The sequence below is a fragment of the Allobosea sp. 05T422_2 genome (genome assembly GCF_056396265.1).
The window spans coordinates 1-25,467 of the sequence record NZ_JBFTLD010000049.1 but is presented as its reverse complement, the minus strand read 5'-3'; the positions used below and the strand labels follow the sequence as shown (position 1 = coordinate 25,467).

Annotated in this window: 25 protein-coding genes; 8 read left to right on the top strand and 17 right to left on the bottom strand. The window is 62.1% G+C overall.

Annotation, left to right across the window (positions count from 1 at the left end):
- Nucleotides 1–435 precede the first annotated feature (435 nt).
- Nucleotides 436–732, bottom strand: coding sequence for a hypothetical protein (locus AC1DJT_RS11785; protein ID WP_476769849.1), 297 nt, complete (start codon nt 730–732; stop codon nt 436–438).
- A 353-nt stretch (nt 733–1,085) separates the two neighbouring features.
- Between AC1DJT_RS11785 and AC1DJT_RS11780 the strand changes: the two genes are divergently transcribed.
- Entirely contained in the window at nt 1,086–1,295 is a 210-nt protein-coding gene (locus AC1DJT_RS11780) for a hypothetical protein (RefSeq protein ID WP_476769850.1), read from the top strand.
- Nucleotides 1,296–1,885: 590 nt separating this feature from the next.
- Here AC1DJT_RS11780 and AC1DJT_RS11775 read toward each other — a convergent pair.
- The 5 genes from AC1DJT_RS11775 to AC1DJT_RS11755 all read right to left on the bottom strand — a co-directional run bounded on the left by AC1DJT_RS11775 (nt 1,886) and on the right by AC1DJT_RS11755 (nt 8,032).
- The gene (locus tag AC1DJT_RS11775) at nt 1,886–2,956 is read right to left on the bottom strand and encodes an ABC transporter ATP-binding protein (protein WP_476833193.1); all 1,071 of its coding nucleotides are present in this window, start codon (nt 2,954–2,956) and stop codon (nt 1,886–1,888) included.
- Nucleotides 2,953–4,635 (bottom strand): ABC transporter permease, encoded by a 1,683-nt coding sequence (locus AC1DJT_RS11770; RefSeq protein WP_476834112.1) that lies wholly within the window; start codon nt 4,633–4,635, stop codon nt 2,953–2,955. Before AC1DJT_RS11770 ends, AC1DJT_RS11775 begins: the two co-directional genes overlap by 4 nt.
- 37 nt (nt 4,636–4,672) lie before the next feature.
- Nucleotides 4,673–5,770 carry an ABC transporter substrate-binding protein gene (locus AC1DJT_RS11765; protein WP_476770500.1) on the bottom strand — a complete coding sequence of 366 codons (1,098 nt, stop codon included), beginning with the start codon at nt 5,768–5,770 and terminating at the stop codon, nt 4,673–4,675.
- A 139-nt stretch (nt 5,771–5,909) separates the two neighbouring features.
- Complete coding sequence (locus tag AC1DJT_RS11760) at nt 5,910–6,578, bottom strand: aspartate/glutamate racemase family protein (RefSeq protein ID WP_476770499.1); 669 nt, start codon at nt 6,576–6,578, stop codon at nt 5,910–5,912.
- A complete protein-coding gene (locus tag AC1DJT_RS11755) occupies nt 6,578–8,032 on the bottom strand; it encodes an NAD(P)H-dependent oxidoreductase (protein ID WP_476770498.1) in 1,455 nt (484 codons plus the stop codon). The genes AC1DJT_RS11760 and AC1DJT_RS11755 overlap by 1 nt, the downstream gene beginning before the upstream one ends.
- Nucleotides 8,033–8,455: 423 nt before the next feature.
- Here AC1DJT_RS11755 and AC1DJT_RS11750 point away from each other — a divergent pair, with 423 nt between their 5' ends.
- Nucleotides 8,456–9,379, top strand: a complete 924-nt coding sequence (locus AC1DJT_RS11750; protein ID WP_476834111.1) for a LysR family transcriptional regulator — start codon at nt 8,456–8,458, stop codon at nt 9,377–9,379.
- A gap of 335 nt (nt 9,380–9,714) precedes the next feature.
- Here the strand turns inward: AC1DJT_RS11750 and AC1DJT_RS11745 are convergent, their stop codons facing one another.
- From AC1DJT_RS11745 to AC1DJT_RS11700, 10 genes are all read right to left on the bottom strand, one after another.
- The gene (locus tag AC1DJT_RS11745) at nt 9,715–10,902 is read right to left on the bottom strand and encodes a patatin-like phospholipase family protein (protein WP_476834110.1); all 1,188 of its coding nucleotides are present in this window, start codon (nt 10,900–10,902) and stop codon (nt 9,715–9,717) included.
- A gap of 257 nt (nt 10,903–11,159) precedes the next feature.
- Nucleotides 11,160–11,900 carry an SDR family NAD(P)-dependent oxidoreductase gene (locus AC1DJT_RS11740; RefSeq protein ID WP_476834109.1) on the bottom strand — a complete coding sequence of 247 codons (741 nt, stop codon included), beginning with the start codon at nt 11,898–11,900 and terminating at the stop codon, nt 11,160–11,162.
- Nucleotides 11,901–12,154: 254 nt separating this feature from the next.
- On the bottom strand, nt 12,155–12,553 hold the full coding sequence (locus AC1DJT_RS11735; RefSeq protein WP_476770494.1) for a RidA family protein: 399 nt from the start codon (nt 12,551–12,553) through the stop codon (nt 12,155–12,157).
- 126 nt (nt 12,554–12,679) lie between these two features.
- Nucleotides 12,680–13,624 (bottom strand): pirin family protein, encoded by a 945-nt coding sequence (locus AC1DJT_RS11730; RefSeq protein WP_476834108.1) that lies wholly within the window; start codon nt 13,622–13,624, stop codon nt 12,680–12,682.
- A 25-nt stretch (nt 13,625–13,649) separates the two neighbouring features.
- Nucleotides 13,650–15,236, bottom strand: coding sequence for an MFS transporter (locus AC1DJT_RS11725; RefSeq protein ID WP_476834107.1), 1,587 nt, complete (start codon nt 15,234–15,236; stop codon nt 13,650–13,652).
- A gap of 109 nt (nt 15,237–15,345) precedes the next feature.
- Nucleotides 15,346–17,196, bottom strand: a complete 1,851-nt coding sequence (locus tag AC1DJT_RS11720) for an amidohydrolase (RefSeq protein ID WP_476834117.1) — start codon at nt 17,194–17,196, stop codon at nt 15,346–15,348.
- A 35-nt stretch (nt 17,197–17,231) separates the two neighbouring features.
- On the bottom strand, nt 17,232–17,654 hold the full coding sequence (locus AC1DJT_RS11715; protein ID WP_476834106.1) for a DoxX family protein: 423 nt from the start codon (nt 17,652–17,654) through the stop codon (nt 17,232–17,234).
- Complete coding sequence (locus AC1DJT_RS11710) at nt 17,638–17,865, bottom strand: GNAT family N-acetyltransferase (protein ID WP_476770681.1); 228 nt, start codon at nt 17,863–17,865, stop codon at nt 17,638–17,640. The genes AC1DJT_RS11715 and AC1DJT_RS11710 overlap by 17 nt, the downstream gene beginning before the upstream one ends.
- Nucleotides 17,866–18,006: 141 nt before the next feature.
- Nucleotides 18,007–18,696: a hydrolase gene (locus AC1DJT_RS11705; protein ID WP_476770682.1), complete on the bottom strand. Its 690-nt coding sequence runs from the start codon at nt 18,694–18,696 to the stop codon at nt 18,007–18,009.
- A gap of 127 nt (nt 18,697–18,823) precedes the next feature.
- Nucleotides 18,824–19,477 carry a hydrolase gene (locus AC1DJT_RS11700; protein WP_476770683.1) on the bottom strand — a complete coding sequence of 218 codons (654 nt, stop codon included), beginning with the start codon at nt 19,475–19,477 and terminating at the stop codon, nt 18,824–18,826.
- Nucleotides 19,478–20,050: 573 nt separating this feature from the next.
- On the opposite strand from AC1DJT_RS11700, the gene AC1DJT_RS11695 reads away from it, so the two are divergent.
- The 5 genes from AC1DJT_RS11695 (at nt 20,051) to AC1DJT_RS11675 (ending at nt 24,223) form a co-directional block, all read left to right on the top strand.
- Nucleotides 20,051–21,565 carry an MASE4 domain-containing protein gene (locus AC1DJT_RS11695; RefSeq protein ID WP_476770684.1) on the top strand — a complete coding sequence of 505 codons (1,515 nt, stop codon included), beginning with the start codon at nt 20,051–20,053 and terminating at the stop codon, nt 21,563–21,565.
- Nucleotides 21,562–22,188 (top strand): response regulator transcription factor, encoded by a 627-nt coding sequence (locus AC1DJT_RS11690; protein WP_476834105.1) that lies wholly within the window; start codon nt 21,562–21,564, stop codon nt 22,186–22,188. The genes AC1DJT_RS11695 and AC1DJT_RS11690 overlap by 4 nt, the downstream gene beginning before the upstream one ends.
- Before the next feature lie 136 nt (nt 22,189–22,324).
- The gene (locus AC1DJT_RS11685; RefSeq protein ID WP_476770686.1) at nt 22,325–22,693 is read left to right on the top strand and encodes a response regulator transcription factor; all 369 of its coding nucleotides are present in this window, start codon (nt 22,325–22,327) and stop codon (nt 22,691–22,693) included.
- Nucleotides 22,694–22,842: 149 nt separating this feature from the next.
- On the top strand, nt 22,843–23,754 hold the full coding sequence (locus AC1DJT_RS11680) for a helix-turn-helix domain-containing protein (RefSeq protein WP_476770687.1): 912 nt from the start codon (nt 22,843–22,845) through the stop codon (nt 23,752–23,754).
- Between the two features lie 247 nt (nt 23,755–24,001).
- Entirely contained in the window at nt 24,002–24,223 is a 222-nt protein-coding gene (locus AC1DJT_RS11675; RefSeq protein ID WP_476768889.1) for a hypothetical protein, read from the top strand.
- 361 nt (nt 24,224–24,584) lie between these two features.
- Here AC1DJT_RS11675 and AC1DJT_RS11670 read toward each other — a convergent pair whose 3' ends face one another.
- Nucleotides 24,585–25,142 carry a hypothetical protein gene (locus AC1DJT_RS11670; RefSeq protein ID WP_476834104.1) on the bottom strand — a complete coding sequence of 186 codons (558 nt, stop codon included), beginning with the start codon at nt 25,140–25,142 and terminating at the stop codon, nt 24,585–24,587.
- A gap of 195 nt (nt 25,143–25,337) precedes the next feature.
- On the opposite strand from AC1DJT_RS11670, the gene AC1DJT_RS11665 reads away from it, so the two are divergent.
- The coding region (locus AC1DJT_RS11665; RefSeq protein WP_476834116.1) for a helix-turn-helix domain-containing protein at nt 25,338–25,467 on the top strand (130 nt) is incomplete at its 3' end.

Genomic DNA, 25,467 nt, shown 5'->3' with positions numbered 1-25,467 from the left:
TCTGCGTTGGGGCAAATGCTGGGATACGGAACATCGCATCGGATTTTAAAATGTAATTTCAAATACTTGCAGATCACGTTCGGCGGATCATCCCTCCGCCCTTTGATCCAATCTGGCCGAATTAGTTCCGGGCGCCAACTTGAGCCTTCCTCGCCCAGCCGTGAAGCCAGATACCCTAATCCGTGGGCTCGCACACACCATGGCGTGCGGCTCTTCGCTTCGCGCTTTCGCGCTCATAGCTAGGGACTGACTATGGCCCCATACGCGGCGTGGACTTCAGCCCCGCCACCGCTAGCGCTGAAGCAAGTTCAACGCCCCCACCTGGACGCATCGGCGTCAAGTTTTCCGGGTAAGTATTGGATTACAGCGGACTGAGACCTCTGGACAATCGCAAGCCAGGTCAGTCGGACCAGACTGCGCAACTGATTGCTTTGGTCAATTTGCGCTTTCCGAGTATCCGGGGGAGTTCTGCGCATCAGCTCCAGCTATTAATTGGTTGAGGGAATCACGAAGATTCCGGAGGCTCTCCGTTGGAAGAACGATACGAGCACGAACCACCGCGACCTGCTCCATGGCAGGCGTAGACTGGAACAGTGCGGCGGCATCTAGCTGGACATGGGTGAATGTTAAGGTTGTGAGCCCACCGGCACAGGAGCAGTTGTAGGGACCGACTGCGAGGATCTCGGGCACGTTGTTGGGGTCAATGACTTTAAAGATCGGATTGATCTCCATACCGATGCCTCTATCGATTGTATTGATGTGACGATATCCACAGCAGGCGGCGCAGGCGACTCATGTGCTGGTTTAGGTCTCGAGACCGATATCCAGTATGTCGGATCGAGCGGCGATGTCGCCTGGAATCTATGCACCTCGTGGGCCGGCAGAGGCGGTGATGTCGCCAGCTATTTCCGCACGGTGCGCACCCGCTGAGGTGTGGGAGACACCGGCCAGTTGCCGGTCGATACGCCCCGTTAGGACAGGAACTTCGGAGCGAGGGGTCTCCGGAGTAGCAAGTCCTCCGCGGCGCTCGATGCTCCGCTAACGAAATTGCTGGTAGGCGCTCGCCGAGAGTGGACCGAAGGCGGATGCTGACGCGCGATGAAATCTGGATTTTGCAATTGTTTCGGCCAGACACCGGCCGCGTCGATTTGCGGCCGAGCAAGTCGCGCGACGAACTGATTCGCAAGGGTCTGATCGAATGGGCGCCCGCGCCAGCGTGGGCGGGCTTTAGCACCTACGCTCTAACTGAGCGCGGGCGGGCGGTCGTGGGCGTGCTGCCGAGGGCGCCGGATTGATCAGTTGCGAGGATACGAGGGAAGCAACCGAGTTGAAGGGCTCGACCGAATCAGCTTTCGGACCGAGATCGAAAGGCCAGGATCGACCCAAGTAAGACGTTCGCGGCAGCCCGCCAAACGGTGAAGGATGCCCCATTGTTGACGCTGGCGACGTCCGCTTTCCGGCAGGCTGCTGGGGACTTAGCGCAATGTGTGAGGAATCATCGCAAGCGGCTCGCGAAATTCAGGAGCTCCGCAGGGGGGCAACGACTTCGAGCTGATGGATGCATTTGATGCGACGGTCCTCGGAGAGCAAGCGATGCCACGCTTGGGTCCATCGAGATCGCGGTAACCTTTGAGGCAGTTTGCTGATGCGTTCCGGAGGATCTGCATGAGATCGGAGCAGCTGATCGCGAGGCGTTCAAGCAGTTGACGGTTCTCGGAGCCGTTCGACGTGTGCCGGGAAGGAGGCCCCTGGCGATGTTTGGTCAACTGGGAGAACGGCGTTGATGCTTGCAATCTTCATCTTATTTTCCGTCCTTTGGCTACAGTGTTCCCTTCGCCGCGCGCGGCTCGTCCGGCACTGGAAGCGGCCTGCTTGAACGCTGGGGTCAGGCCGACGCGCGGTCGGCGAAGATCCACACGCTCTCGGCCGGAAACTCGCACCAGGCAGGCCCGGGAGCGATGGGGTGCGGCCCGAACGCACGCAGATGCGCGCCGCCCAGCGACATCCGGTATTCCCAGTGCTGCCCGAGATAGATGCTGGCTTCGATCTCGACCGGAACGCGATTCTGGCCGGGGCCATCGGCGACCCGCACCTTGTCGACGCGGACGACCGCGACCGCGGCCTGAGAGGTCACCCCGTCCTGCGCGGAGCCGGCCAGCTGCCAGCCTGCGCCATGAATGGAGGTCACCCCGCCAGGCCCGGTACGCGCCTCGCCATGAAGCAGGTTGTTCGCGCCGAGGAACTCCGCGACATAGCGGTTGCGCGGGTTCTCATAGATATCGATCGGCGTTCCCTCCTGAAGGATGGCGCCGTCCTTGAGCAGGATCACCCTGTCGGACATCGCCAGCGCTTCGCTCTGGTCATGCGTCACGATGACGGCACAGAGCTGGAGGTCAAGGATCAGCTTGCGGATGAAATAGCGGGCCTCGTCACGCAGCTTCGCATCGAGATTGGACAAGGGCTCGTCGAGCAGTATCGCACGCGGCTCGTAGACCAGTGCCCGGCAGATCGCGACGCGCTGCTGCTGCCCGCCCGATAGCTGGAACGGATAGCGCTCGCCCAGATGTCCGAGCCCGAGCCGCCCGAGCATCTCGGCGACACGCCGGCCGATGTCGGCTGCCGCAACGCCGCGAAGCTTCAGGCCGAAGGCGACATTCTCCGCCACCGTGCGATGCGGCCAGAGCGCATAGGACTGGAAGACGAGTCCGATATCGCGCTGCTCCGGCGGCAGGCTGAAGCGGCGCTCGACATCGAGGACAGGTTTCCCCCCGATGGTGATGCGTCCCTTTGACGGGTGTTCGAGCCCCGCGATCGACCGCAGCAGCGTGGTCTTGCCGCTGCCGGAGGCGCCCAGCAAGGCGACGATCTCGCCGCGGCGCCCCTCGAAGGTCGCGCCCTTGAGGACCGGGGTCGCCCCGAGACTCAATTCGATGTTCTCGACGCGCAGATCCGTCATTTGGCATAGGCTCCGAAGCGGAAGGCCACCGCCAGGCCAAGGGCCGTGAAGGTGACGCTGATCAGGGACAGGGCAGCGATCGTGGCGAGATCGCCGCTGGCCAGAAGGGAGACGATCAGCGACCCGATCACCTCGGTTCCGCTGGTCATGAGATAGACGCCCGTCGCGTATTCACGCAGGAAGATGATCATGATCATCGCCCAGGCGCCGAAGAGACCGGGACGGACGATCGGGATCACCACCTCGGTCCAGGTGCGCTGCAGGCTCGCCCCGCTGGTGCGGGCCGCTTCCTCGAGCTCGGGCGAAACCTGAAGCAGCGTGCTCTGGATCAGGCGCAGGCCGTAGGACAGGCCGACCACGACATAGGCGACGAGCAGGCTCACCAGCGTCGCCCGCAGCGGTGACAGGAATGGCACGAACAGGAACAGCCAGAAGAATGCGAGGCCGATGACGAGCCCTGGCAGGGCCCGTGGCAGCAGGATCATGTAGTCGAGCGCCACCGCGGCAAAGCTCGTATTCCGATGCCCGGCCAATGCCACGACGAGATAGACCGCAACCGCGATCRCCCCCCCGACCACCGCGATCAGCCCGGTATTGACGAGGCCGCGCGACAGGCTGGAGATCCGGAACAGCTGCTGGAAATTCGCCAGCGTCAGATGCTCCCGCAGATCCACGCCCTGCCCCCAGGAGTCGACGAAGGCGCGAACGGCAATCCCGCTGATGGGCAGGACGACCGAGATCAGCAGCCACAGCCCGATCAGGGAGAGCGCAACGACCTGGCCCGCCCGCCCGAGCTTGATCCGTGTCGGCCGGCCGCCCTTGCCACCGACCGTGGCATAGCGGCGCGAGCGGTCGAGGAGGCGGCGCTGGATCGCGACAAGCGGCAAGGTGACGAGCAGCAGCAGCACGGCAACCGCTGCCATGAGATGATAGGACGGCACGCCGAGCAGCGTCGTGAGCTTGTAGAGATAAGTCGTCAGGACGAGTACGCCGCTGGGATCGGCGAGTACGAGCGGCAGGCCGAAGCTCTCGAAGGCGAGCAGGAAATTCAGCGCCGCGCTGTAGACCAGCGCAGGCAGAACGAGCGGCAGCGTCACCTCCAGCGCGATCCGTGGCAGGCCGGCGCCCATCGTGCGCGCCGCCTCCTCCAGATCGGCCGGGAGGTTCCGCATCGCCGATGAGACATAGAGATAGACGTAAGGCACATGGCTCAGGCCGCCGATGACGATGAGCGAGGGCAGCCCGTAGATATTCCAGGGCACGAAGCCCAGCACATCCTGTACCGCGAGCGAGACGAAGCCCGAGGGCCCGACCGAGACGGTATAGCCGAAACCGAGGACCAGTGCCGACAGAAACATCGGCACCAGCACGACGGGCTCGATCCAGGCACGCCCCTTGATGTCGGTGCGTGTCAGCAGGAAGGCGAGCGCTGCCCCGAGCGGCACCGCGATGACGACGAGGCCGACCGCGAAAGCGAGCGTCGTCCACAGCGCACGATAGAAATCCGGATCAGCGAAGATATAGGCATAGGACGAAAAGCTGAATCCCGCGGTCGCGTAGAAGAATGGACCGTCGAGAACGCTCTGGTAGATGATGAGCCCGACAGGGGCGAGAACCAGCAATCCGAGCAGGCCGATCGTGATCCCGCGRAAACCCAAGGCATCGCCCCTGGCACGCATGAAATAGTCCTTCTCTGCCTTGGCGTGATGGGGCCGCTCAGCGGCGCATCGCCTGCTTCCAGCGGGTGAAGAAATCCGCTCGCTTGGTCTTATCGAGATTCTCGAGCAGCGCCGCATCGAGCGCGATCGGCTGCAGCTTGCCATTCGCGAGCTCGTTCAGGCTCTTGAAATTGGGCACGCCCTCGACATCGCTCCGGACAGAGGGAAGTCCGGATTCACCCATCACCTTCTGCCCCTCCTTGGAGAGCATGAAGTCGATCAGGAGCCTGGCTGCATTGGGATGCGGCGCGTTCTTGGCGATTAGCGCCGCACGCGAGACGGCGCTCGTGCGCTCGTCGGAATAGATGATTCCCAGCGTCGGATTGGCCTTCACCCATTCGGTCGCGTAGGCGCCATTGACGTAAAAGGCGATGATCTCCTCTCCGGAGACCACCTTCTCGCGCATCTGCCCGGAATTGGAGTAGATCTTGCCGCCGGCCTCGCCAAAGGCGGACATCAAGGCCCAGAAACCGGGATTGTGGCGCATGTCGTCCTGCATGGCGACATAGCCCTGCCCCGACTTCTCCGGGTCCCAGCTTGCGACCTTGCCCTGGAAGACCTCCTTATGCTCCTTCAGGAGCCGGGTCAGGTCGGCCAGGTTCTTCGGCACCATCGCTACCGGCACGAGCTTCTTGTTGTAGAGGATCACGCCCGGCTCGATCGACGTCAGATAGGCGGCGTCCTTGTACTTCGCGAAACCGGGCAGGTTCGGCGCCTCGGGCGATACATAGCTTTCCGCCAGACCATCCTCTACGAGGCGGACCTGGAGATCGAGGCCGACCGACCAGACCACGTCGCCGCCGACCTGCTTTGCCGCGAACTCGCTGACCACGCGGTTGTAGATTGCCGTGTTCGAGAGGTCGTTATAGTCGATCGTGACGCCGGGATATTTCTTCTGGAACGCACTGATGAGCGCGTTGGCCTGCCCGGAATCAGTCGGMGAGTAGACGACGACCTTGCCCTCCTTCTTCGCCGCCGCCACCACGTCCGCGTAGGCGGCCGGATAGGTGGTTGATGTCGTTTGAGCCACCGCCGCTGTTGCCGCGAAAGCAGCCAGGGCCATCGCGGCACAGGTCGTCTTGAAAAAGCCGGGCATTTGCATCTCCTCCTTGGTCGGGAACCCTCGTTGATCGGAGCCCCATGTTTGATCTGCGGGATATCAGGTCTTGGTCTCGAGATAGCGCTGCTTGGCTTCGGTCTTCATCGGAAAGCGGCCCGGCAGGGGGCAAACGGCATCAGCCCCCTTTGACTAACTCGCGCATTCGGGCAACGGCCGCGTCCGGGGCCGACAACACGGGAACATCGACGACTGCCCGCACCGCGACGGCCGCGCGCGAGGTCGAAAAATGCGCCAGCATGATCGCGTCGTGGCCGCCCAGATCGCGCGCGCGTTCGGCGACCAAGCGATTGTGGCTGTCGGCGTCGCCCCTGTTCAAAAGGGCGATGGCGTCGTCGACGACGATCGTATCGAGCGTTGCCGCAGCCCGTGCCTCCGTCACGAAGGCCTCGAACTCGCGGGTCATGGTGGAGACGGCAGGCGCGAAGGTCGCCAGCATTCCGACACGGCCACCGGTGGCGATGGCGCGGCGGAACATGGCTTCGTTGGGCTTCAGCACCGGAATGGGAAGCGTCTGCGCCATGCGCTCGATCGCCGGGCCGAAGGCGGAGCAGGTGACAAGGATGCCGTCGGCACCGATGCGATGGGCATAGCGGCCGAAATCGACGAAGCGCTCTGTCAGCCCTTCAGACAGATCCGCCCCATCCCTGGCACGGTCTGTCGTCAGGCTGTCGTCCAGCAGGTTCACCGGTTCCGCCTCCGGCCACAGCCGCGCCATCGCCCACATCACAGGCTCGATCGCGACGGGCGTCGCGTGAAACAGGACGATCCGGGGGCGAGCTGCCATCACACCTGTTCCAGCGTGGGGGCAGAAACGGCCTCACCTTGCGTCAGAAAGGTCTGGTCCTGCCGCCGTCTCAGGCTCCAGAGCGGCGAGGCTGCGGGCTCCTCGACCATGTCATAGGTTATCGCGGTCCCGGCCGGGATATCGACCAAGGCGCGGTTCCCGACGAGCAGATGCGAGCACGCCAGATTGCCCGCCGCGACGGGCTGCGCGGGCACGATGCGCGCAACCAGCTGCGGGCTGTGATCGTTGCCGAATATCTCGCCCGCCTGAATGTCGCGCGCGGCGATCTTCACCAGGTCATACCGCGGCAGGTAGTCGTCCGAGCCGGTATCAATGCCAAGCAGACCGGCCATCAAGATCGAGGTCGACGTCTCGACGCCACACAGATGATAGGGCCGATAGATCACTGCGGCAGTGTCGTCGTAATTGGCGATCTGCCCCTTCGTCGTCAGGACGTGGTTCGAATAGGCGTTGTCGCAGCGCACGACCAGAAAGACGCCGCCGCCGAGACCCGACTCCGTGGGGGCCCGGAGGCAGGTGGCGAGGTCGATCTTGCCGGCGCGATCGAACAGGCCGCCATGCGCCTGCTCGCAATAGGCGACCGGAATTTCCGTGATGCGCAGCGGCGCATGAATGAGCGTATCGACCGCCGGAGACAGGCCGGTATAGTTTGCCGCGATCGTCATCTCGCAAAGATCATAGGAGCCAGGCTGCGGCAGTTTATTCAATATTGCGGTGCGTCGCGCGACATAGTCCTGCGTGAGTCCCTGGGGAATCATCTGGAGGTATTTGCGATCTTCCGGGTCGACGACGAACGAGGCTTGATAGGGTGAATATATCGGCTTGTCCGTGATGACGCGCGCGACACCCGTTTCATCGTCGTAGATGAATTCCCCATCCGTGGCCTTGCCACCACTGATGACCGTCAGGCCGACAGATTTGGCCCATTCATAGAACTGGATGAACAGTCCATGCTGATCGCCGTCGACCGGCGTGTAGACGACCCCCGCCTCGCGGGCGAGCTTCTTCAGCATCGGGCCGACCGTGACGTCGCAATCCTTGGTGATCATGGCGACGTGCTTGCGATTTTCGATCGCTCTCAGCGCATAGACGACGCTCGCCTCGGCAATTCCGGTGCTTTCGCAGACGACGTCGACCGAAGGCAGATCGACGACAATCAGGGGCTTGTCGGTGTAGACCCGTTTGCCGGTATCGATTGCGCTCTGCGCAGCCTCGACACTATCGGCATAGGCGATCATCGCGGGCTCGAAGCCAGCCTTCAGATACGCGCCCTTGGCTGCGTCCAGCGAAATATCCGCGACGATGACGACCGAGAGACGCGGGGTATGGGGATCCTGCGTGACGATCGCGGTGCCATAATTGCCGGCGCCGATGACGCCGGCCCGCACATGGCCGTCCCTGGCGAATTTCGAATAGAGGTGATGATAGACCATTGGGGCAATATCCGCGTGCGTTATGGGAAGTCGGCTGCAATCCCAGGGATGATCAGGACCGGCCTGGACGTGTGTTCGGGGCTGTTGCTTAGATGCGTCCGGCTGCGCCCGCTCATCCGCCAGGGAGCGAAGAACAGGGTGGCACTCAGCGCTGAGATGAACGGCGCGATGGGGCGCAGAATGAGAGCACCGGGTTCGCCGCAGCCGACCKGGCTGCGCGCGCAGCACGCGCCCGGCGATCCCTCGCGTTCTTCCTCGATCCCATCATGTCCTCCCCTGCCGGATGTGCCGGACCATTTCTTCAAGCCGGCTTCATCCGAAAATCGCTTCGCAGCCCAAGGAGCGTAGCGTTCCCCGCTGGTAAAACAATTCGCAAAATCCTACGGATTGGTCAGGTTTTCAGACCAGCGGGAGAGCGCCGCAATGGACGTCATCGGCGGCATCAACATGAAGGTGCTTCAGACCTTCCTGGTGGTTGCGGAAAAGGGCAGTTTCCGGGTCGCCGCGGAAACGCTCAACCGGTCGCACTCGGCCGTCTGCGCCCAGATCATGCAGATCGAGGCGCAGCTCGGCGTGAGCCTTTTCGAGCGGACAACCCGCAGCGTGAAGCTTACCGTGGAGGGGAACCATCTCCGCGACAGCACGCGGAAGGCCTTTTACGAGATCAATCTGGGCCTGCGCCGGATCCGCGAGGAGAGCGACGCCAAGCGTGGGCAGCTATCCCTGGCCTGTTMTTCGCACATGGCTTCCATTCACCTGCCCCCGGTGCTGACCGAGTTCGTGCGGACTTATCCAGGCATCGCCGTCTCGGTCCGGGAGCTGACGTCCCGGGATCTCTACGAGGCCCTGCGGCAGAAGGAAGTCGACTTCGCGATAGGCCCCGAGGACGAGGGCACGACGTTCGACTTCACGACGATCATGGTCGAGCCGCTCCAGGCCCTTGTGCCCCATCATTTTCTCGATCGCCCTCGCGACAGCATCACCCTGACCGAATTGTCGCAACTTCCGATGCTCGTGCAGACCCGGGAGACCGCGGTGCGCAGGCTCCTCGACGATGCCATGCAGAATCTCGGACTGGAGGTGCCCACACGATACCAGTTCATCCAGTCGGAGACGGTCATCGCGATGGCCGAGGCCGGCCTTGGCGTCGCCGTGCAGCCGGCCTCCCGGCTGAAGAGCGCCAGTCTCAAGGCAACGGCGGTGCTGAAGCTGACAGAACCGAGCATTACGCGCAGCATGGCGCTGATCACGCTGCGCAAGCAGAAGCTGTCGCCCGCGGCGCAAAGCCTCGCCGACAAGATCGTTGAGGATGTCCGGACGATGACCGGTTTTCAGCGCAACGCGTGACGGTCAGCAATTCGACTGAGCGCTCCGTGGCGACCAACGAGGCCGTTTCGGTGGGGCCGGCAACAACGATTCGCACATCATCGAGACGCGTGGATTCGATTTGCAACCCGCCTTATCTCGCGAACTATCGCTGAACGGAGATAAGCAAAAACCGCCTGCGTCGCTGGCGGCGAACCGCTTTAGGTCGGCCTGTTCATCCGGACCAAGCTCGCATATGCGGGGCGGCAGTCGGTTGGGGTCAGTCACTGGAAGCCCTTCCATAGCGGAGCAGCCTTGCAAGCTAACGCGATAGTGGCGGGCCCGCAATTTCTCTCGCTCGGCCGAGCTCGGCATGCCTAGCGTCGCAGCGCCAACATCGGCGAGGCGGGCGGGATCTTGCTCCATGCCCGTCCCCGCAAGGCATCCTCATAGCCGACCTTGAAAAGAGCCTGCATGTAGAGGATATCGAACTCCGAGCGCGGCTGCATTGTGAAGCTCTTAGGCACGGCCGCAAAGGCGAAATCGGCCTTCATCTGCCGCGCAACCTCCGACAGCGTCGTGATGTTCGCGAGCGATTGGTACTTCACCAACGTCGTGATGGAGCGGGAGGCCAGCGCCACCACGCTGCGTTCGCTCGCCTTGTATTCGGGCCCTAGCTTGCCGTTGCGGATCGCGTAGAGACGCAGATGCCGCTCCTGCCCGAAATGGCGGCGGGCAGCACCGTTCAGGTCGAGCCCCGGCGGCGCGAAGAAGATCTGAGCGGAGACGCCGCCGTCKACATGCATCTCGTCATAGAGCCGGCCTTCGCTGGCCACATTGATCGCGACCGGCGGGAAGACGCCCGGAATGGCCGCGGAGGCGAGGAGCGTATCGACGAAAAGCTTGCGGCGCTCCGGATTGCCGCTGGCGGCGATGGCGCCGAGATCCCAGATAAGCGGTCGCTGCGCATCGAGATTCGTCGTCTGGACGAGCAGCCGCCGCCCCTTGCGGTGCTCGGTCGCGATCGTATCGAGCAGGGCGTCGTCGGCGTGATGCTCGATCAGGCGGCGCAGCGGCTCCGTGTCGTAGAGGGAATCGCCGAGGAGGCCCAAGATGCCCCTATTGCGAAACAAATCGCTGTCGCCATAGCGCGTGTAAATCTCCTCCAGTGCAGCATCATAGGCAGGGCCGGCGAACACGAAGGGTGCAGTCAGCGAGCCGGTGCTGACGCCGGTGACCACTTCGAAGCGCGGTCGGTCGCCCCGTTCGCTCCAGGCCTTGAGGAGGCCGGCTCCGTAGGCGCCGGCCCCGCCTCCGCCGGAGATCGCCAGGAAGCTCGCCTCCTTCCGGCAGGCACGGCAGCCCGATGCCGCAATCTGCCGATACTGGTCGTCGAGATAGGCCGGGACGCGGMTGTCGTTGCCATCGGCCCAGAATCGGACCGTGCCGTAGCCGACGACCTCGGCTCCCTTCTGCTGGTCGAAGGGCAGGGCCTGCGGGCGCTCCTGGAGGGTGCAGGCCGGAAGCAACATCAACGCGAAGTACAAGGCGGTGCGAGCGATCATCATTCGCCTCCATGATCGACGCACAGCATCGCTATCGCTTCGAGCCGTGAAGGTTCTAGCAAGAATGTGCTGTCGGCTGTCTGGTGGGGCAGCAGTCAGGCAGCTTTGGGTCTACCCTAGCGGCCTAGCGGTCCTCAGCCTTAACCTGCGCGAGGTCATGGGGATGCCTGTGTTGATGGCGGCCCGATGACCTCGCAGGGCAACGGCATTCACATCGGGGTTGAGGCCAAGCAAGAACGTTTGCCCGCGTGACCAGTTTACGCGTTCGCGCCTCCATCGACGGCAACGACCGCGCCGRTCACCATCTTTGCCGCAGGGCTTGCGAGAAATGCGACAACATCTGCGATTTCGCGCGGTTGCGCGAAACGCCCGATCGACGAGAGGCTCCGCTGGAAATCAGCACCTTCGCCATCAGCGGGGTTTGCCTCGGTGTCGGTTGACCCGGGCGCAACGAGGTTCACGGTGATGCCTTGCGGGCCAAGCTCGCGCGACAAGCCACGCGTGAAAGAGAGGAGCGCCGACTTCGACATTGCATAGGCCGTCACGCCCGGAAATGGGACGCGATCTCCAAGGCCCGATCCGATCGAAATGATGCGGCCGCCCTCGGGCAGGTGCGGTATCGCGGCTTGTGCAAAGGCGACCGGCCCGCGCACGTTGACGTCCATCAATTCCTGGAATTTTGCAAGATCAATATCCGCAATTGCTCCGGCCAGTGCGATGGCGGCACTATTGACCAGAATATCGAGACCACCGAGCGTTGCGACGATCTCGCTAACGGCCCGCTTGATGGCGTCGGGATCGGCGCTGTCGGCCTGGATCGCCAATCCACGGCGGCCCAGCTTTTTGATCGAGGATACGACGCTGTCCGCACGCTCGACCGAATTCTGATACGTAATCGCGACGTCCGCCCCGTGTTCGGCCAACGCCAGCGCGATTGCCGCGCCGATCCCTCTGGATCCTCCGGTGACGAGGGCGCGCTTGCCCTTGAGATCAATCATGTTTTGTCCTTTTTTGCTCGATGTCTATGGAACGCCGCATTCGGGTCCAAAGCAGCTGCTTTCAAAATGGTAGCGAGGAAGGCGGTATGTCGCCCTTCTGGCCCTGAAATAGGTCAAGGTGCGAGAAGCAACATCGCGGTCGCGTCAGAAACTTGCGCGATCCGCCAAGTAACAATTTCTAGGCGATGATTTTCTAGACAGATCGCAGGAGAAATTTGTCTTGACGGTCGCCGGATGAATTAAAGCCTTCGGATTTACTTTCTCTCTGGTATGCGCGCGATGACCTTGATCTCGAAAGCGAAACCGGCCAGCCAATTCACCCCAATGGCTGTCCAGTTCGCGTAAGGCGTTTGGGTGAAGTTCCTTTGCCTGACTGCCATGACAGCTGCGAACTGGTTTTCCGGCTCCGTGTGAAATGTCGTGACGTCAACGACATCGTCGAACGTGCAGCCTGCGGCGTCGAGTGTGGCCTTGAGGTTGTCGAAGGCCAGCTGGACCTGACGTTCGAAATCGGGTTCGGGTGATCCATCGCCACGGCTGCCGACTTGCCCCGAAACAAAGAGTAGATCGCCCGATCGGATCGCTGCGGAATAGCCATGCTCTTCGTAAAGAGCGTGCCTGTTTGCTGGAAAAATTGCTTGGCGTTTATTCATTTTTCGTTCGCTTTTCATGGTTGCGGATGGGTGTGATGAAGAAAATTGTTTGAAAGCCCGGCCCCCTTGGCGTCACGCGATGGGTGGCAGGGGCATCACCGAGAGGCAGCTGAACCTGTGCCGTGATCACCTCAGCTGTTCGGGCAGCGGAATGAACTCTGCCTCATCGCCGGGAGGTAGTCGGAAGCGGCCATGCTCCCAGTCGCCCTTGCGCCAGGCCTCTTTTGCTGCGTCGATCTTCTCTTGCGACGATGCGACGAAATTCCACGAAATGTAGCGTGGTCCGTTCATCGTCTCGCCGCCCAGCACCATGAGCCGCGCGCCGGTTTCGCCGGCAGTAAGGCTGATCCGGTCGCCAGGGCGGAACACCATCATCTGCCCTGCGGGGAAGCTGGTCCCGGCGACAAGAATACTGCCCTCGACGACATAGACGCCGCGATCCTCGTGATCGTCGGGCAATGGCAACTTTGCGCCCGCAGCCAGAACCGCATCGGCATAAAAAGTCTCGGTGAAGGTCTTGACCGGGGCGCGTGCGCCCCAGGCCGAGCCCAGGATCAGGCGGACCTGTTTGCCCTCGTCTTCGAGKAGGGGCAGCGCCTCGCGGCCGTGATGCTCGAAACTCGCCGTGGTGTCTTCCGCGTGGTCCGGCAGCGCGACCCAAGTCTGGATCCCGAAAGCGGTGCCGGGCCGGCGGCGCATTTCCTCGCTGGTGCGTTCGGAATGGGTGACGCCATTGCCGGCGATCATCCAGTTCACCTCGCCCGGGTAGACCATCTGGTCGGCGCCGGTGCTGTCGCGGTGATGGAACGCGCCCTCGTAAAGATAGGTGACGGTCGCGAGGCCGATATGCGGATGCGGCCGCACGTCGATGCCACCGCCGGTCAGGAATTCTGCCGGGCCCATCTGGTCGAAGAAGATGAAAGGCCCGACCATCTGCCGCTTGGGCGCGGGCAAGGCGCGGCGAACCTCGAACCCGCCAAGATCACGCGTGCGGGGAATGATGAGGGTCTCGATGGCGTCGAGGCCGCTGGCTTCGGGGCAATCGGGGGTCTGCGTGGGATTCCAGCTCATGGTGCTTCTCCTTCAACCAAACAGGTCACAGCGGCCGCAGCAGGTGGCGAACGATCGGTGGCCGGTCGCCGATATGGAACGCGTTCAGCAGGTCCTGATCGAGCGCATCGGTGTGGGTGACACGCGCGTGCTGGCGCTGATGCTCGATCCAGCTTTCGACAACAAAGCTTTCGATGACCCGGCCCGGTTGGGCGACGTCCTCCCAAACATCCCAACGAATCGCGCCGTCGCGTTGCCGGACTGAGCGAAAACGGTGCAGTGCGGCGATAAAATCAGCCTGCCGTTGCGGGGTGATGCTGTATTCGATCTCGATCAGCACCGGGCCACGGTCGTTGGCCAGCGGGATGGAGACCACAGGCTCGGCCCAGTGGTTCGATGGAGAGAGATCGGTTGCCGCATCTATCGGCAGCCGCCAGCGCAACGCCAGAAGGATCGTTAGTGCCAGGCCGGCAGCGGCAATCGTCAGGGCGCCGGTCACGCTCGAGCGGCTCGCAAGCGTTCCCCAGAGAATGCTGCCGCTCGTCATCGCGCCCTGAAGCACCAGCAGGTAGACAGCGAGCGCGCGGGCCTTGACCCATCCGGGCGAGGCCATCTGCGCTGCGACGTTGAGCGAGGTGAGCATGCCGATCCAAGCGAGGCCTGCGGCAAACATCACCGCCCCCGCGAGCCAGCCATTGGGCACTAGCGCCAGTGCCAGGGTCGCAGCCGCAAACAGCAGCGTCGCCCAGATGGAAATCGTGTTGGCTTCCACCGTCTTGCGCAGTCGTTTCAGAAGCAGTGCGCCGACAACGGCACCAGCACCCATGCAGCCCAAAAGCGCGCCATAGCCGGCCGCATCGAGCCCCAGTTCACGCCGCCCCACCAGCGGCAGCATCGCCCAGAGCGCGCTGCCGAACAAAAAGAAGCCCAGGGTGCGGACCAGGACCAACCGCATGGCCGGGGAATGCCGCGCATAGCGATAGCCGGCCCTCAGCGCGCCGAAGAAGTGTTCGGGTGGCAGGCTGCGAGCGGTGGGCGCGCGTTTCCATGTCACAAGCACGATCAACACCGCCAGCACCGACAAAGCGTTGAGCGCGAAGACCGCCGGAACGCCAGCCATCGCCACGATCACTCCGCCAAGCGCCGGACCGATGGCGCGCGAGATGTTGACGCCGAGGCTGTTGAGCGCCACTGCATCGGGCAGGGTGGGCTTGTCCACCAGTTCCGGGACGATGGCCTGAAACACCGGCGCGCTCAGCGCCGCCGCCACGCCGAGAACAAAGGTGGCCGCGAGCAGCACCCACGGAGTGGTCAGCCCCTGAAGGGTCAGAACGGCGAGAGCGGCTGCGGCAGCAAGGCCGAGGATCTGCGCGGTCAGCAGCATTCTGCGCCGGTCCACGATGTCGGCCATGGCCCCGGCGGGCAGCGCCAGCAGAAACATCGGAAGCGTTGTGGCGGCCTGCACCAGAGCCACTAGAAACGGGCTTGGCGACAGCGAGGTCATCAGCCAGCCAGCACCTACATCATGCATCCAGGTGCCGATGTTCGAGATGATTGTGGCAATCCACAGTGCCCGGAAGACCGGGAAACTCAGCGGGCCTCTGGCGGGCAGCGTTGTATCTTGGAGAGACATCTCGGCTCCTTTCCGGCGGAACGTGGGACCGCACCGGCTTGAATATTGTGAAGGCGGGTGAGGCGCGCCCTTGCCGCTCATCAGCGAGGTCGAGAAGTTGCTGACGGCGCTACACCGCCCAGCAGCCACAGCCAAAGGCGCCCCAGAAGCTGCGGACGTCCGCAGCGGGGACATTCGCGCCAAGTGCCGCTGCATGGTCGTGACCATGCACTCCGCAACTTTGCGAACAACCGCAGCTCATCGCCAGCTTCGCCTGTGTCTCCGGCGTTCTGTAGTAGCCACCGAACGTCGCGACCGGCGACCAGTCAGGCATTGGCGCGGGCAATGCGGGGGCGAGTGGGCCGTAGTCGCCCTCACCATGCACGACCTTGCCGCCCAGTACCGTCAAAACCGAGCGCAGGTGCACGATCTCGGCCTCAGGCACCGTGAAGTAGTCGTCCGACAGCAAGGCAAAATCAGCAAGCTGGTCGATTTTGATCTGCCCTTTTTTGCCCACCTCGCTGGAAAACCACGTATTCGCCTCGGTCCAAAGCCGCAGCGCGGTCTCCCGGTCCAGACGGTTGGCCGCCGGATAAAGCCGCGTGCCGCCCAGCGTCTGCGAGGTCACCAGCCAGGACAGCGAAACCCAGGGGTTGTAGCTGGCTACCCGCGTGGCATCGGTGCCCGCGCCAACGGGCAAGCCTGCTGCAAGCATCTTTCGGATCGGCGGGGTATTCTCCGCAGCCTTGGCGCCGTGACGTTCGATAAAATACTCGCCCTGGAACATCATCCGGTGCTGAACGGCAATCCCGCCGCCGAGCGCGGCGATCCGATCAATCGAACGGTCGCTGATCGTCTCCGCGTGGTCGAAGAACCAGTTGATTCCTTGCAAGGGGACGTCCCGGTTCACCTTCTCGAAGACGTTGAGCGCGCGCGAGATCGTCTCGTCATAGGAGGCATGCAGACGCCAAGGCCATCGGTTCTCTGCAAGCAGGCGGATCACTGGCTCCAGATCGGTCTCCATGTCGGCCGGCATCTCTGGGCGCTCGACACGAAAATCCTCAAAGTCTGCGGCGGAATAGACCAGCATTTCGCCCGCGCCGTTATGACGATACGTATCGTCGCCCTGACCGGGGCTGACTTGCTTCGCCCAGGAGGCAAAATCGKACAGTTCCTCCTTCGGCTTCTGGGTGAAGAGATTGTAGCTGATCCGCACGGTCAGCTGGCCTTCCGCATGCATCTTCTCGACGATGGCGTAATCGTCGGGATAGTTCTGGAACCCACCGCCTGAGTCGATGGCCGAGGTGACGCCGAGACTGTTCAACTCGCGCATGAAATGCCGCGTGGAATTGATCTGATAGTCGGGATCGAGCTTTGGCCCTTTCGCCAGCGTCGAATAGAGAATTGTCGCATTGGGCTGAGCCAGCAGGAGGCCGGTAGGGTTTCCAGCGGCATCGCGCGCGATCTCGCCGCCCGGCGGGTTCGGCGTGTTCTTGGTGTAGCCTACCACCCGCAGCGCTGCGGCGTTCAGCAGCGCCCGGTCGTAAAGATGCAGAATGAAGACCGGCGTATCCGGGGCGATGGCGTTCAACTCGTCAAGCGTCGGCAGGCGCTTTTCGGCGAACTGGTACTCGGTGAAACCGCCGACCACGCGCACCCATTGCGGGGCGGGGGTGCGGTCCACCTGGCGCTTCAGCATCGCCATCGCTTCGGAAAGCGAGGGCACGCCGTCCCAGCGAAGTTCCATGTTGTAGTTCAACCCGCCGCGGATCAGATGAATGTGGCTGTCGATCAGGCCGGGGATCAGGCGGCGGCCCTTGGCGTCGATCACAGTCGCCTCGGGCGCGGCGGTGCGCGCCTCCGCCTCGGAGCCGACGGCGAGGAACTTGCCATCCCGGATCGCCACGGCCTCGGCCGCAGGGTTCTGGCGGTCGAGCGTCGTGATCTTGGCATTGACGATGATCAGGTCTTTCCCGGACATTGCTGTTCTCCTTGCGGGCGCTGTGATTGCATTCGTCACAGAACGAGGGGTGGGGCCCGAACGAGATCCAGCCAGGCGGCAAGCAGGAATCCCCCGGCCAGACCGAGATGTTCGAAAAAGGCGTTCGCGTCCGCGTGCCGCGCCTCGCCTGCAGGCCGCTCCCAGAACCGCAGCGCGATCAGGGTGGACAGTAGCGTGAATCCGGCCAGCGCCAGCGCACCGAGCCAGCGCAGGAAGCCCGTCATCACCATCGCTGAGGMGACTAGCTCAAGCGCGATCACCAGAACCGCGAACAGAACGGGCGGGGCCAGCCGGAAGTGAGCCATCTCGGCGACGGCGCCGGGGAAATCGGTCAGCTTCACCAGCCCGCCCTGGATATAGGCCGCGCAGAGCCCCAAATGCGCGAGAAACAGGATCGCGATCGAGAGTGCGCTCCCCGGCTCAAGGTTGAATGACATCGGACCACTCCGGATGTTTGTGAGACTGCGCACGAACGAAGGGGCAGAGCGGCATGATGCGATAACCCTTGGCACGAGCATCCGTGATCAAGGCTTCAACCAAGCTCGAGGCAGCGCCCGTGCCGCGCAACGTGTTGGGAACGAGGGTGTGATCGGCAATGACCAGCACATCCGAGACCTTCGAGATGGTCAGTTCGCCTTCGCCCTCCAATCGGTCAATGCGAGCAACAAAGCGGCTTGTGGCCCTGATCCTGATAGGAAATTTGAACGGCAGGTTTCTCAGCCAATTCAGCCTCCGTGAAAATGAAAGGGAGGCAGCGGCCTGGCCGGACCAGGCTGCTGCAGGAGGGGCTCAGGCCGCCGGATTCGGGCCGACGGTCTTGCCGTGGCCCACACGCTCGGGCCCCTTGTGGACCATGGTGTAGGCGTAATCGACACCCATGCCGTATGCGCCCGAATGCTCCTTCACGATGGCAAGCGTGGCGTCATAAGTCGCCTTGCGAGCCCAGTCGCGCTGCCATTCCAGCAGAACCTGCTGCCAGGTCACTGGCACCACGCCGACCTGCACCATCCTGTCCATCGCGTATCCATGAGCCTCGACGGAGGTCCCGCCCGAAGCGTCAGCTACCATGTAGATCTCGTAATCGGTGTCCTTGAGGCACGACAGCGCAAAGCTCAGGTTGCAGACCTCGGTCCAAAGACCCGAGACCACAATCTTCTTGCGACCCTGCGCGGCATGTTCGGCCAGCGCGTTGCGCACGTTCTGGTCGTCCCACGAGTTCATCGAGGTGCGTTCCAGCAATTTGTTGTCTGGATAGACCGCAAGTAACTCAGGATAGGTGTGACCGGAGAAGCTGATCGTCTCGACCGTCGTTATAGTTGCAGGAACACCGAAGGCTTTGGCCGATTTGGCCAGCGCCACGACATTGTTCTTCAGAATTTGGCGGTCTATAGACTGCACACCGAAAGCCATCTGTGGCTGCTGGTCGATGAAAATCACTTGGCTGTTCTGCGGGGTGAGCAGTTCAAGTTTGTTGGACATAAGAAATCTCCGCTATGGGAAAGTGGGTGTGCTTGACTACCTCGTCGGCGTTATGAGGACGACGAAGAGGCAAACGATCGCATTGTGATCAGCGCCTCTTCCAAGAGGCTGGCCGTCCCAGGCCAGATCAGCCTGCTTTGCCCGGCACTGGCGTGTTGAGCATTTGCTGCTCCCACAGATACGCAATGCCGCTTCCGGCAGAGTGCTGAACCAGGATTTCGGTCAACCCAGGGGCGGTGTCCATCCGCGCCCAGTCACGTTGCCATTCACCTGCAAGCGCAAACCAGGTCATGAGGTTGACGCCGGCCGCGGCCATGCGTTTGAGGGCTACTTCGTGCGCCTCCACAGATACACCTCCGGATGCATCGGTGATCACCGTCACGTCCCAGCCTTCTCCAGCAGCCTGAATTGCCGGCATCGCAACGCAGATTTCGGTCCAGAGGCCGGCTATAATTAGTTGCTTCCGGCCCGTCGCTTTGACTGCATCAACTGCCTTTTGATCTTCCCAGGTGTTGATGAAAGTACGGTCGATCACCTCCTGTCCCGGAAAAACATCGGTGATCTGAGGGAAGATGTATCCACCGCGATCGGCGATCACACTGGTGAGAATGGTGGGAACACCGAAGACCTTGGCCGCCTTGGCCAGAGCAGTCGTGTTGTTGACGACTAACTGCGGCTCGTGGCTGTGCAGGTTCGCGAGCTGGAAGGGCTGATGGTCGATCAGAACCAACACCGAGTCTTCGGGTCGAAGAAGCGAGGCAAGACCGTTACGAAAAGCCATGATGTCCTCCTTAGCTGAGGTTGAAAGTGGGCTCGTCGTAAAGGCGCTCCGCCTCCGCCGATGCCTCAGTGGTGGCGGAAATCTAGCGAACGTTTTTGTAGAGCGCGGCGCTGAAGCTGCCGTGAAGGTGCCAATCTTGCTTCTTTCGAACTTTGTCTTATGCAATGGCCAGCTGAACTCTAAGAGGAATAAGAACTAAACCGGTGGTGAGACAGTTGGGCGGCTTGGCTGAAGGGGTCGGATTGGTCTCTGCACCGCCAATTCTCTGGTCTGGCGGCTGCCGGCTGAGATCACGCGGCTGAAGCAGCTTGAAGAGGAGATCGTAAACCCCGCCTTCTGGCAAACAGTATCGGAGCAAAGCGGCCGACGCTCCAATCACCACTGAATGAAGTTCAGCGGCCGCCCGAGGCGGCCAGGAACAGTGGGTACGCGCGACCCGGGCCTTCAGCTAGAAGGCTCGCGACGATCTGGTGGGAGGATAATGTGACGTTAGTGCGTGATACACGGGCCGAGCATCCGTTCCTGATTACGACGTGCCCGCCCAGCCGGAGACAGCGACGAGTCGCGGTTTACATGCTGGTGGTAGTGGCTGGCGCGCTATTGGTCACCACACCGGTTGCGCGCGTTTCGCTGGCGAACACCGAAATCCTTCTGCCGGCTTATGCCGCTGCAGTTTTCCTCAACGAATTGATCACCGCAGTCCTGCTGCTTGCGCTGTTTTCGCTGCAGCGTTCGCGCGCCGTTCTCGTCCTTTCGATTGGTTACCTCTTCTCCGGACTGATGGCCGTGCCATGGGCGCTCACTTTCCCTGGCGTGTTCGCATCTCTCGGCCTCCCGGATCCGGGACTGCAAAGCACCGCTTCCATTGCCACGCTGCGTCGCGTCGGCTTCCCGCTCTTCGTGCTCGCCTATGCGCTGCTTAAGGATTTGGATCCTTCTGTTCGAAATTCGCACGCTCCGGTACGGGGGACAATTTTTCGAAGTATTGCCGGGGTAGTTACAATCGCATGCGGTTTCACCTGGCTCATCGTCACGGGTGACGACGCGCTGCCGCGGTTTATGAGCGACACCCGGAATGTCTCCGAGCTATGGCAGTACGTTCCAGCTACGGCAGTGTTTCTCTACCTGACTGGTCTCATCGTCCTCTGGCGCCGTCAGCGCTCGATGCTCGATTTCTGGCTGATCATTGTGCTTTGCACACTGCTCATCGAGATCATTCATCTCTCATATCTCAGCGCTGGTATTCGCCTTAGCGTTGGCTGGTGGGTAGGACGACTTTATGGACTCGCCTCCGCAAGCCTGGTCCTGCTCGTCCTACTTTCGCAGACCACAACGCTCTACGCTCGACTCGCTCGTTCGGTTTCGGCGGAGCGTCGTGCGCGGGAGGAGCGACTAATGACGATGGAGGCTCTGTCTGCCTTGATCGCGCACGAGATCAACCAGCCAGTGGCAAGTATGGTTACAAATGCCGATGCGGGCTTGCGATGGCTTGGAAGAGAGAGTCCCTCTCTCGAAGAAACGCGCGCGGCGCTGGAGCGTATTGTGAGCGACGGCCATCGCGCCGGTAATGTGATTAAAGGCATCAAAACGATGTTCAAGAAAAGCGCGCAGGAACGCGTTCCGCTGAACTTGAACGACCTCATACGTGATGTCCTCAGGCGCAGTCAGGGCGAGGCGCAGCTTGGCCGCGTATCCATGGAAGCTGAGCTCGATGAGCAGTTGCCGCTCACAACCGGCAACCGGATCCAGCTCCAGCAGGTCGTGTCGAACCTGATCTCGAACGCAGTCGAGGCCATGAATTCCGTGACCGACCGGCCACGAGTCCTCCGTGTCAGATCCGAACAACACGCTCCTGACAGTGTTCTGGTGTCCTTGGGAGATTCGGGAGTCGGGCTGGATCCGGAACACAAGGACCAGATCTTCGAGCCATTTTTTACGACCAACGGCGACGGGATGGGCATGGGCCTGATGTTTTGCCGGTCGATCGTCGAGGCGCACGGCGGACGGCTATGGGCGACGGATAACGTTCCGCATGGCGCCATCTTCCAGTTCATCCTGCCACACAACGAGAAGGGGCGACCGCGATGAATTCCGAGCAATCCGTCGTCTTCGTCATCGACGACGATCCCTCCATGCGCGAGTCCCTCGAGAGCTTGCTTCGCTCCATCGGTCATGCGGTACAGGCATTTGCGACGGCACAGGAGTTTCTGCTCAGCGAGCGACCCAATGTGCCCGGCTGCCTGGTGCTCGATGTCAGACTGCCGGGACAAAGCGGGCTCGAATTCCAACGTGAGTTGACTCGTTCGGATATTGAGCTTCCGATCGTCTTCATCACCGGCCATGGCGACATCCCGATGTCTGTGACTGCGATGAAAGCGGGGGCCATCGAGTTTCTCACTAAGCCGTTCCGTGATCAGGATTTCCTCGACGCGGTCCACAGGGGTATCGATCTCCACCGGGATCGCCGAACAAAGACGGCAGTTCTCGCGGATCTGAGGGAACGCTTCGGCTCGCTAACGTCGCGCGAGCGAGAAATCATGGTGCTGGTTGCCGCCGGTCAACTGAACAAGCAGATTGCCRCGGAACTCCAGCTCAGCGAAATCACGGTCAAGGTTCACCGAGCTCAGGTAATGCGCAAGATGCACGCAAAGTCGCTGCCCGATCTTGTGCGGTTGGCCGACATGTTGGCCCTCGATATCACAAAGCTCTAGCCGGCCGAAACCACAGTATAATTGTACCAATCAATCTAATTTCCCATTCCTTCCGTGGTGCAGGAGGCTCCTGCGTGGCCACGGGCAGCCGCGCAGCAGCCACCTCACAGCAGCCGAAGCTGAGGGAAATGTGGAAATGTCTGCCAACCTGATTTCTATTGTCGATGATGATGAGGCGGCCCGTGAGGCCGTTGTGAGCCTCGTCCGGGCATTGGGATTCACCGCTGCAGCGTTCCAAAGCGCCGCCGAATTTCTGAAATCCGGTTGTTTGCTGCGGACGGACCTTTTGATCGCAGACATGTGGATGCCCGGCATGACGGGGTTCGAGCTCTGCCGTCACCTCATCGCTGCGGGCAAACCGATCCCAACCATCCTTATCACCGCCTATCCCGACGATGTAGGCCGCGCACGCGCCTTGAGTTCGGGGGTCCATTGCTATCTGGCGAAGCCGCTCGAGCCGGACGCTCTGCTGGGCTGCATCCGTTCGGCCTTCGTCACCCGATAGGGGGACCCGTATGAGCTGGAACCCAGCCATCGGACCGGCCTGTCCCGATAAGGACCGCATAGGCTGAGCCAGTCGACGGTCGGGATGAGCACATAGCTTTGCCGCACTCGCCGGTACCGGCAAGTAGCCATTTCATAGGAGACGCAGCAATGACCGTGCCTGCCTATTCCACTTTCACCCGATGGTACGGCGAGGGCCGACAGGCGTCCTATGTGCGTACATGGAAATCCCCCGGCAGAACCCTCGATCTCCTCGAAATGGCGCGACCGGCGGGGGATATGCACCGCCCAGCCATGCCGGATCTGGTACTGTATCAGGACCTTCTGGGTGGCAGCCGTCTTCGCGGCGACACGGGTGGGGGGTATGTCGATGTGACAAGCGAAAAGGGCGCGCTCTATCTCGCTGCGCCCAACTTCGCCCTTACGTCCATCGTCGACACCAGCCATCAGATTCGCGCCCTGTCCTTTCCTTTGGCGCACTGGCAGAAAATGCTCGATGAAGCCGCCGACCGCCTTTTCACGTTCGAATTCTCTCAACTTTACAGAGGGTCATTCCAGTCGCCGGCCATCCGATCAGCGCTCCGGAACCTGTGGGCTCTGAGTGAAGAGGAGGGGGCGCCATCGCGTCTATTGGCGCAGGCCGCAGGCTGCGAGATCCTGGCCGAACTGTGCCGGTTGAGTGGGGCACCGTTCACGCCTGCAAAGGGCGGCCTTGCCCCGTGGGCGCGACGGCGGTCTCTGGAGCTGATCCGGGCGCGGCTTTCGGAAGACATCAGCCTCGACGAACTGGCAGCCGAGGCGCGGCTCTCGCCATTTCATTTCGCGCGCATGTTCAAGCATAGCGTCGGCGTGCCGCCGCGGGTCTATCTGACGCGACTGAGAATGGAGAAAGCCTGCGAACTTCTTGAGATGACGGACCTTCCAGTCACAGAGATCGCCCACGAGGTCGGATACTCGTCGAACCAGGTACTGGCCCGGATATTCGTCAAGCATCGGCACATGAGCCCGACCGACTATCGTCGGGCAGTTCGCGATCCATTGCGCTCTATCGAGCTGTCGTGAGGTGAAATGGTGCCGCCTGCCGGCGCCAGTCCGGTCGGGCTCAAGCGGATGTCAAAACAAGGAGCGCTCCAATCTCTGCCGCCAGCTCGCCTACCGGCTGCGGCTCGGGTGACGAGGGCGGCAAGGCCCAGGATGCCCGGATCAGTGAGCATCTGCAGGATCTTGATCGTAGCGGCTGTTGATGCAGCCGGCGTTGAGGACGTCGCGAGGGAAGTTYGGCTGAACCCGTTAACAAGGAGGCCCTTGTATGGGTGTAATGCGCTTCATCATGCAGCACTGGCAGGAGCGCCAGCGGCAAGTCGATATCGAAGTWCTCTGGCCGGCATGTCTGCGTAACTCGCGCGACATTGACTGTGCCCGGCGTGCCTTCACGATCCACGCTCTGAACGACCCGGCATGGGCGGTGCTCGGCACCGTCGAGATCCTGCGCCAGGTCGCCCTGCTCCCGCCACCCGAGGATGCCCCGTGAAATGTGTTCGATCCGAGGCTCCCATGCCATCGRGCGGTAGAGSGCGATCYCAGTGAGCCGTCCKTCGCGGCGTTTCAGCAGCCCCGCTGAGGTCTGGCWTTCATCATGGTTGGTTTATCCGGTTCTACTGAAATTAATTGCACATAAGCGTGGGAAAAAACCCCGTAGCCACCAGCTYGGGAGCCATGGCGCTACGGGGTCTTCTGCACCCGGCCAACCCTGGGGAGGCCAACGCCGGGGAGCCTTGGATCAGAGTCGACCTATCCGCTGCTGCGGCTCCTGCCGTCGAAGCGTGTCATGGCGCCGTCGCGCAATGCCGCATCGTGATCACGATGGGCAGCCTGGTCAAGCAAGGACAGGATCATGCCTTGCCCCTCCGGAAGAAACGTCTGGCTGCGTTGATCTCCGGTCCGTCTGTGGCGGCAACCACGAGGCGAAGGCTTTCCGTCGCCGAAAGGMTGGTGGGMGGCAGATGGGCGAGCGTCGCGGCCCTCACCTCATCCAGCGCCTGCGCCATCCTGGCGGCGCGGCCCTCGATGGCATCGTGAGCCTTGCGCATCGCTTCGAGGGCGGCCTCGGCCAACTCAGCGCGCTGCTCCAGGGAGGCGACCGCGTCCATCGCCATGACCTGGGTGTCACCGAGCATGTCCGCGAGGTCGTTGCTGTGCGCCTTCGCGGGCTCCACGGCATCGGGCCCGGCTGGCAGGTTAGGCAGCTCCACCGCTGGCGCGGTCATCCGAGCGAGGGCTTGGGCAGCCTCGGAGAGCAGGGCAAACGTGGCCCCATCGGAGCGTGAGGCAAGCTGGAGCAGTCGCTCCGGGAGATCTGCCTTGGTCACCATCAGAGCCCCACGTACAGTCTGAAAGCGCGGAACAGGCGGGCGCCAGCCCATAGCCAGCACAGGTACGATCAACTTCACTCAGACATCCATCAAATACGTATTTGCGTCGGCCATCAGCGGTAATGGCACGGTCAATGTGCTCGCCGGCACGATCACGCTCACCGGTCCCAACAGCCCTTACTAGCGCACAATGCCGATTAACCGGTTCTTAACTACGGCGGGCGCCATCCTAAGGTGTCCATCAGAGCCGGGGGCTTGGAAAGGACTTAGACCATGCGAGCGCTCGATGCTGACCAAGCCGTCGTGGATCAGTTCGTCGGTCTGCCAGTTGCCTTTGTCGAACGCCAACTGATCCTCGCCACGCTGCGGGAAACCGGCGGCAACCGCACCCATGCCGCCTCTC